The 6828-nt window shown below is 51.4% G+C and carries 7 protein-coding genes; 4 read left to right on the top strand and 3 right to left on the bottom strand.

The window, feature by feature from the left end:
- The 3 genes from C816_RS24360 to C816_RS18300 form a co-directional block, all read left to right on the top strand.
- The coding region (locus C816_RS24360) for a hypothetical protein (RefSeq protein WP_196803659.1) at positions 1-825 on the top strand (825 nt) is incomplete at its 5' end.
- Between the two features lie 13 nt (positions 826-838).
- Entirely contained in the window at positions 839-1366 is a 528-nt protein-coding gene (locus tag C816_RS18305; RefSeq protein ID WP_016323900.1) for a Holliday junction resolvase RecU, read from the top strand.
- Positions 1363-1845: a hypothetical protein gene (locus C816_RS18300; RefSeq protein WP_016323899.1), complete on the top strand. Its 483-nt coding sequence runs from the start codon at positions 1363-1365 to the stop codon at positions 1843-1845. The genes C816_RS18305 and C816_RS18300 overlap by 4 nt, the downstream gene beginning before the upstream one ends.
- Before the next feature lie 144 nt (positions 1846-1989).
- Here C816_RS18300 and C816_RS18295 read toward each other — a convergent pair whose 3' ends face one another.
- Positions 1990-2523, bottom strand: coding sequence for a hypothetical protein (locus tag C816_RS18295; protein WP_016323898.1), 534 nt, complete (start codon positions 2521-2523; stop codon positions 1990-1992).
- Positions 2456-2722 (bottom strand): hypothetical protein, encoded by a 267-nt coding sequence (locus C816_RS24625; protein ID WP_207636958.1) that lies wholly within the window; start codon positions 2720-2722, stop codon positions 2456-2458. Before C816_RS24625 ends, C816_RS18295 begins: the two co-directional genes overlap by 68 nt.
- Positions 2723-2929: 207 nt before the next feature.
- Between C816_RS24625 and C816_RS18290 the strand changes: the two genes are divergently transcribed.
- Positions 2930-3673, top strand: a complete 744-nt coding sequence (locus C816_RS18290; RefSeq protein ID WP_207636957.1) for a hypothetical protein — start codon at positions 2930-2932, stop codon at positions 3671-3673.
- Positions 3674-3829: 156 nt separating this feature from the next.
- Here C816_RS18290 and C816_RS18285 read toward each other — a convergent pair whose 3' ends face one another.
- Positions 3830-6577, bottom strand: a complete 2748-nt coding sequence (locus tag C816_RS18285) for a SpaA isopeptide-forming pilin-related protein (protein ID WP_155979092.1) — start codon at positions 6575-6577, stop codon at positions 3830-3832.
- Positions 6578-6828: the final 251 nt, after the last annotated feature.

Below are 6828 nucleotides of genomic sequence, written 5' to 3'. Positions count from 1 at the left end.
GTGACCTGCGGTTTCTATGGAGGCGACATCACACCGGAGCGGCGGGATTCGTTTGATTGGCTTGCCTCTCACACAGATGCCCTGCGGGCCATCAGCTGGAAGATGCTGCGCTATTCCCTTTCCCTGACCACCGAGGACGTACAGGAAGCCATTGACAGGGCCATGATATATGTTCCTGGTACATTCCGGCAGGAGCGCATCCGAAAGAGTTTTGCCGTTATTCTGGCGGGATATATGCTCTTTGCGGAGAAGTTTTACACGGAAGCTGACATTCCCGCTGCGGCCTCCGCACTGGCGGACAGCATCTATGAGCATGTAATGGATTCCAGCGCTGTCCCGAAAACCGAGGCCATTCAGTTCCTTTGTACCTTGGGCGATATGGCCGAAGCGGATTCTGAAGCCAGTTTTTATCTCGCGCATGGCCGCTATTATCGCTATGACGCGGAAGAGGATGCCATATGGCTGAATCTCAACAATGTGTACCCTCTGTATTGCGAATATTGCCGCCGTACTGAAAAAGATGCGGTTCCAAAGGATGCCTTGAAAAAGCAGCTGAAGCACCATCCTGAGATTATGCCTGTTGAGAGCAAGGCGTTCCATGTACCTGGCGGCAAAACAGAACGCCGGAGTATGTTCCGCTTGAAAGCCCTTCCGGTTGACGTGGCGGAGATGTTCCGTCTGTCAAATCAAACCGAGCGGGCTATACAGCCCGAACAGGCTATACAGCCCGAACAGGCTGTGCAGCCAGACCAGGCCGAGAAAGCTGAACAGGCTATGCAGCCTGAACAGCCTTCTCAGATGAGTTTGTACGCCTTAGCCAGCTGAGGGGGTGAGAGCAATGAGCAATATATCCGCTGAAAATATCAAAGCCGGTAAGCGATTTGAAAAAGACTTTTCCCAGCAGTACAGGAGCAATGGCTACGAGCTGGTCCGGCTTCTGGACGTCAACAAGAACCGCCAGCCCTGCGACTATTTCTCCGTACTGCCCGGCATGACCTGTTTTTTTGAGTTAAAGTCCACAGCGTGCCCAGAGCTGCCGTTAATTGACATCCGACCGCATCAGCTGGAGAAGATGAATTTGTATGACCGGTCTGCTCCGGGAGTCATCCATGCCGGCTTTATCATCCAGTTCCGGAGCAGCCCCAACAATCAGATTTATTACATGCCCGGCAAGGCTATGGCGGCTTACGCCGCCGGCCATGCGGGAAACGCGGTTCTGGACTCTGACTACTTAGCCCAAAACGGCATCCTGATACCCACGCACAAAGCATCCCCAGCGGCCAGAAAGTACACCGTCATGGACATTCCAGGTTTCTTATCTGCACTTTCGGCCCTTCAAAATAGAGAAAGGATTGATATAAAATGAACGATTATGCTATTTCTTCCAAGATTCTTGCAGATAACGGCGTGATGCCGGAACGGATTTCCGCCTTTCTTCTGTGGCGGATGCTGGTGACACGCTCCTCTGATAACCAGTATTTTGACTGGGCCTGCAGTGATTTTGAGACAGGGGAGATGCTGGGGTTTGTCCGAACGGACCTCTATGGCTATCCCTGCGGTCAGACCGGAGATGGTTCCTTCCACTTTGAGATTGGAGCGGTGGTACAACGGCTTGTGGTCTGTGAGAGCCTGCCCCTGATGGCGGACTACCTTGCCACAAAGCCGGAGGATAACTGCTGTTTCCTGCTGGCTCATGAGGCCGGCGCGGTACGGGAGGCCATGGAGTGCTATGGTGCGGAGATTCAGGAAATTCTCCTCTACTACTCATTCCGCAAGCCTTTCCTGCGGGAGATTGCGGAGGCATTTCCAACGTGCAATGTGAAAGCATATTGTGTGCATGGCTAATCCAAAGGAGGGTATGGCGAAACACCAGGAGGGGTGGCGAAACGCCACCCCTCCCCTTTTACTGTATCGGGCAATTGGGAATCACTGCCCCCATGCCTCAGATTTTCTCTTTTGATTAAAAACCTTTGGACGGGCAGTACAAAATCAGCTTCGCTCCTCCAACACCCTCGCAATCAGCACCCCTACCCCTTTTGACTGGCTGCCTTCCGGCGGCGCGACCAGAAGGGTAAGCCGCTGCCGCCCCATCCCACCGAAGCCCAGATAGAAGCAGGCGTCCTCACCCACAGCCTCCCAGGCGTCCAGCAGGCACGTGGGGCTGAAATTTCCACGGATAACATAGCCATCCTCGGTATAGGCTGTCATCTCCACGGGTCCCAAATCATAATCATCGGCCCGGAGCTTGGTCCAAAGCTCCGGCATTATCTCTGTATCATCCAGGGGAAAGTGCTCACCCCGGTTACACTCCTTGTAAATTGTCCCGCCCAGGGAGTCCATGCAGCTGCCCACAGGAACATTCTTCAGGGGGGAGTCCAGCAAGATGGCGATATGTCCGTCGGTGGCAAGGTGGCGGCCCATGCTGGGGTGCAGGCCAGGCCGCTGGAAGAGGTCGTCATTCTTGCAGTTTTTCTTTTCCCGTTTCAAAACGCGCCGTACCGCGCTGAGCTGTTGTCTGTTCATGAAAATCGCTCCTTTCTTTCTGCGCTGGGAGCATTGTAGCAGACCAAAAAGGAGATTGCAAATTTTGTTTCAAAATCTGTAGTGAACGTGAAAAAAAGCCCCGTTCAAAGGGGTGAAAACAGCCATATTTTTGTTGCTTCTGTAAAATTAAATCGTAAAATTCATCGATTTCCTCAAGTAAATATGTAAAGCTATACAAAAAAATTGGGAACGTGCTCCGGATGACAGCTTATTCAGAAGGAGGCTGAAAGCCTCCTCTAAATGAACGCCATAAAGGACGTGTCAAAAAAGAAAATACCCTCTTTCATTTCCATTGCAATAGAGGTATAATCAAGGTATCCAGAAAGAGGTTCCGATAAAATACACAGAAAGGGCGGATATACCTGTTATGCAAACTCAGTCAGATATGGAGCGTATTATTAAGGTTGCCGAAGTGTTCTTGGACATTGATGTGAAAATATCATTCTCTCTTTCAAAGTCTGTCATTGTGTCTCATCCGCTCTTTGATTCACAATACATGATGGTTCCTAAATCTTTTGACCTTCCATCATTGAATATTGATAACGTTCACCTTGCAGACAGTATCAACGACTCGTGGATTTTTGATATACTGGAAAGCCCGGCGGCATTGAAGCTGGGTAAAGAAATTAAGAAAAAACATCTGCATGAATGCAAAGAACCTGCAGAAGTAATTTGGATGATTTCAATAGGGTATCGTTTTGAATTTTTGAAGACTATTCTTCGCCTGTTATCGGAAAAGGATTTTGCGGAGGTCTTTCGTATCACATGGACAAGCTGTAATATCACAAATAAAACGTCCGTATTCACAAAGAAGGAACTCACAGACTTGTTTTCCAAATGTGTCCCTGAGTATCTTATGTCAGAGGAAGAACTTGAAGCTTTCCGTAATTTTCCTGATGAGCTGACTGTCTATCGTGGTGTAAATCAACTTAGCCAAAAAAATGTACGTGCGTTTTCCTGGACGCTGAGCCCAGAAGTGGCAGAAAGATTTGCGAATCGATTTCAAACGGATGACCGTATCATCTATCGGGCAAATATCAATAAAAAAGATGTCTTTGCGTATTTTGCGGGCGGGGAAGCTGAAATTATTGTAAACCCCTCAAAGCTCAAAAAAGTCACTGCCTTGTGACTCCCTGAATGACAGGTTCCTCAAAGCTGTTCAACAATTTTCCGCTGGTTCAAATTGGGCCAGCGGATTTTCTCTTTAGAAGGTATAAATCTGCATAAAAAAAGCCGGGCACTTACCCGGAAAGCAAGCTGTTCAGGAGGAGGCTAAACAAACTATTTAGGTGGAGGCTGAAAGCCTCCTGCAGTCAGGCATGTAAATGAGGCCGTTGGAATCAGTGATTTTCTCCATCGGGTCATTTGTGGTACCACTGGAGGAGTCGGCGGTGCCCAGGTAGCGGATTTCGAACTTGACGCCGGCCAGATTCTGCTTGGTCGTGGCGTCCAGCTTCCGAATCAGGAGGCCCTGCTCGGGAGCGTTCAGGAACTCAATGTCGATAACCCGGTCGCTGTAGGATGTGATGGTCACATCCTGCCAGTTGGGGTCTGCGAGGCTGTATCCGGTCGGGGGAACGGTTTCTGTGACGCGGTAGGTGCCGTTGGGCAGGTCCTTGAACGTCAGCTGGCCGTTGGCATCCGTCTTGCCTTCCCGGTGGATGGGGCCGCCCTTTTCGTTCTCCAGGTTCAGGGAATCCAGGGTGAAGGTGGCGTCCGCCAGGGTCCAGGTGTTGGACTTGTCGCGCTTGGTGATGCGCAGGTCGCGGAAATGGGTGTCCTTGAAGGTGAACTCAGCGTACTCCTGGCCCCATTTCAGGGTCTGCGTCAGCGTGTAGTCGCCGGACGCGTCCTGCTTATCTTTATTGTACTTGTCGGGCATCTCCTCTTCCTGAACCGTAATGGTCCAGTTGTCATGATTATGCTCGTCAAGGAAGCGGCCATACTCATCATAGTCGATGGTGATGATGCCCAACTCGTTGGTCACCTTGGTCCCGATGTCCTTGCCGTCAATCCAGACATGGAACGTGGTATTGGGAAGGGTCTCGCCCGTTTCACGGTCACGCTTGATGATGCGAATGTAGGGGTATCGGGTATCGGTAAAGGTGAAAGTCTTGAGCTCCTCGCCCTGGTGCATCTCAGCCTCCTGCCAGTTCTCATCATCGATGAGGTAGCCGTTGGGAGCCGTGATTTCACGGACGGAAACTGTCCAGGACTCTGCACCTTCTGGTTTCAGGAATCTGCCGTACTGCTCATAGGTGAGGTGAATCTTACCTTCTTCATCGGTCTTGAAGGTGTCAATGGTCTGCGCGTTAATCCGAACCTCGAACGTAGCGCCGGCCAGACCCTTGCCGGTCTCCCGGGAGATTTTCTCAATCTCGATATCGGGGTATTGGTAGTTGGTCACGGCCAGCACGTACTGCTCAACCGTGTCGCCTTCCTCAAACAGCCAGACCTGATGCACTCTCTCAGAGGGGAGCAGGTAGCCCTCGGGGGCGGTCGTTTCGGTAAAGGTATACAGGCCGGGCAAAAGACCGGTATCATTCTCGCCTTCCAGCACAAAGGTGCCGTCAGGGCCGGTGGTCACAGAGCCCAGGTCCTGGCCATTGCGCTCAACCTTGAACACAGCGCCAGGGAGACCCTTGCCAGAGTCGTCCTGCTTAATCAGCTTGATGGTCCGGAACTTCTCGTTGGTGAAGATGACATCACCGGAACACTGACCGTTTTGATAAAGGTCGATGTGCCTGACTTCATCAGTGGGGCGATAGCCCGGAGGAGGAGTTACCTCACGAATGGTGTAATGCCCGGGCGGAATGTAGTTGGGCATATCGGGGTTGACCCACTGAACAGGAATCTCGCCGCTTTTCAGGCTGAACCGCTCCACATGAACCCGCTGGCCAGTGGAACCATCCTCGCTGTCGGCCTGGCCCTCAATGAGGAACTTGGCACCCTCAATGCCCTTGCCGTACTGGTCCACCTTACGGAAGGAACCATCGCCGGGCTCTGTGGGCTTGTCGTTCACAATGGCCTTTCCGCTGACAAGAGCGGCTTTGCCAGCAGTGCCATGCTGGTTTGCATCCAGGTGAACAGGGTAGATAGTGTCGTCCAGCTCACAATCGGGCGGGGCCTGGGTCTCCTGGACCTTGACATCAATAGAAGTTTCGCCTTGAGCAAGAGGAACCTCTGCACAGGCAGTACCGTCGGCTCCGGTTGTCAACGTAATACCGAGACTTGCACCAGATTTATCAAGGACCTCAAAGACAGCATTGGCGAGGGGATTGCCCTTGGAGTCGACTTTTTTGACCTTGATGTAGACATGCGGGTCAGCGTCAGGAGGGTCCTCGCTAGGAATGCCCAGAATCAAGGGCTGCCAGGGTCTCCCGGACTTCGGGTCTGTCCCCGAACGCGTATAGACAACATAGTCAAGGTGAGGAATTTCTTTTTTAATCCAGGGCACAAAAACCTCTGTCTTGAGGATGTTAATCATCCAAGCGCGCCCCTGCGGATGTTTACTTCCAGATGCATGCTCATACGCCGCAATTGCCTCGTCAGCGATTTTACCAATGAGGTCATCATACTTGGTGCTCATGATATCGTCAGCGGTAACAGTCAGCAAAAATTTATATGTGCTGTAATTATCGCGCATCAACCATACACAGGCCTGAACCCAGGCGTTTGATACCTCGTTTTCAGACTTCATGTTGTAGTAGTAGTCGGTGAAAATCATGTATGGGGCAACATTGCCGCTATCTGCTTTGACATAGTTGCTGCCATCGCTGAAAGTAGCAACATTCCACACGCCATGCTTCAGAGCCATGCCATGCTCACCGCAAAACACCGTTTGGTAAGCGCCGTCAACCTTGGCACGGATATAGTGGATAGTGGAATCGGAGCCGAGCATAGGGGAGTGGTAGTCGGTACTGCCGATTTTGTGGTAGCTGCCGGAGTCGATGCTGACTTTTTCTGCGATGTCCGTTCGCGTGTCGGCAGCTGCCGCCGGAATGGGCAAAATGCCCAGGAGTGTGACCAGCACGAGCATCAAGGAAAGCGCCCGCTTAAAATTGGTCAGGTGAAAATGTTTGTTGTTACTCATGTGGGTGAAAATACCTCCTTTTAGGTCGTTAAGTGTTTTGAGGCTTGCATTGGTTTCAGGTTGCGATGAAGACTCAGTTCATAAATCATCCCTCCTTGCTGTATCGTGGTGCGCATGCCTCCCTGTCAGGTTGGGCTAACAGCCCTGCGAGGAATTTGCAGTGCAATATTATATGCAGAGCGTGGAAAAAC

It is taken from the genome of Oscillibacter sp. 1-3 (assembly GCF_000403435.2).
In the GTDB taxonomy this organism is placed as follows: domain Bacteria; phylum Bacillota; class Clostridia; order Oscillospirales; family Oscillospiraceae; genus Oscillibacter.
This window is presented reverse-complemented; position numbering and strand designations above follow the sequence as displayed.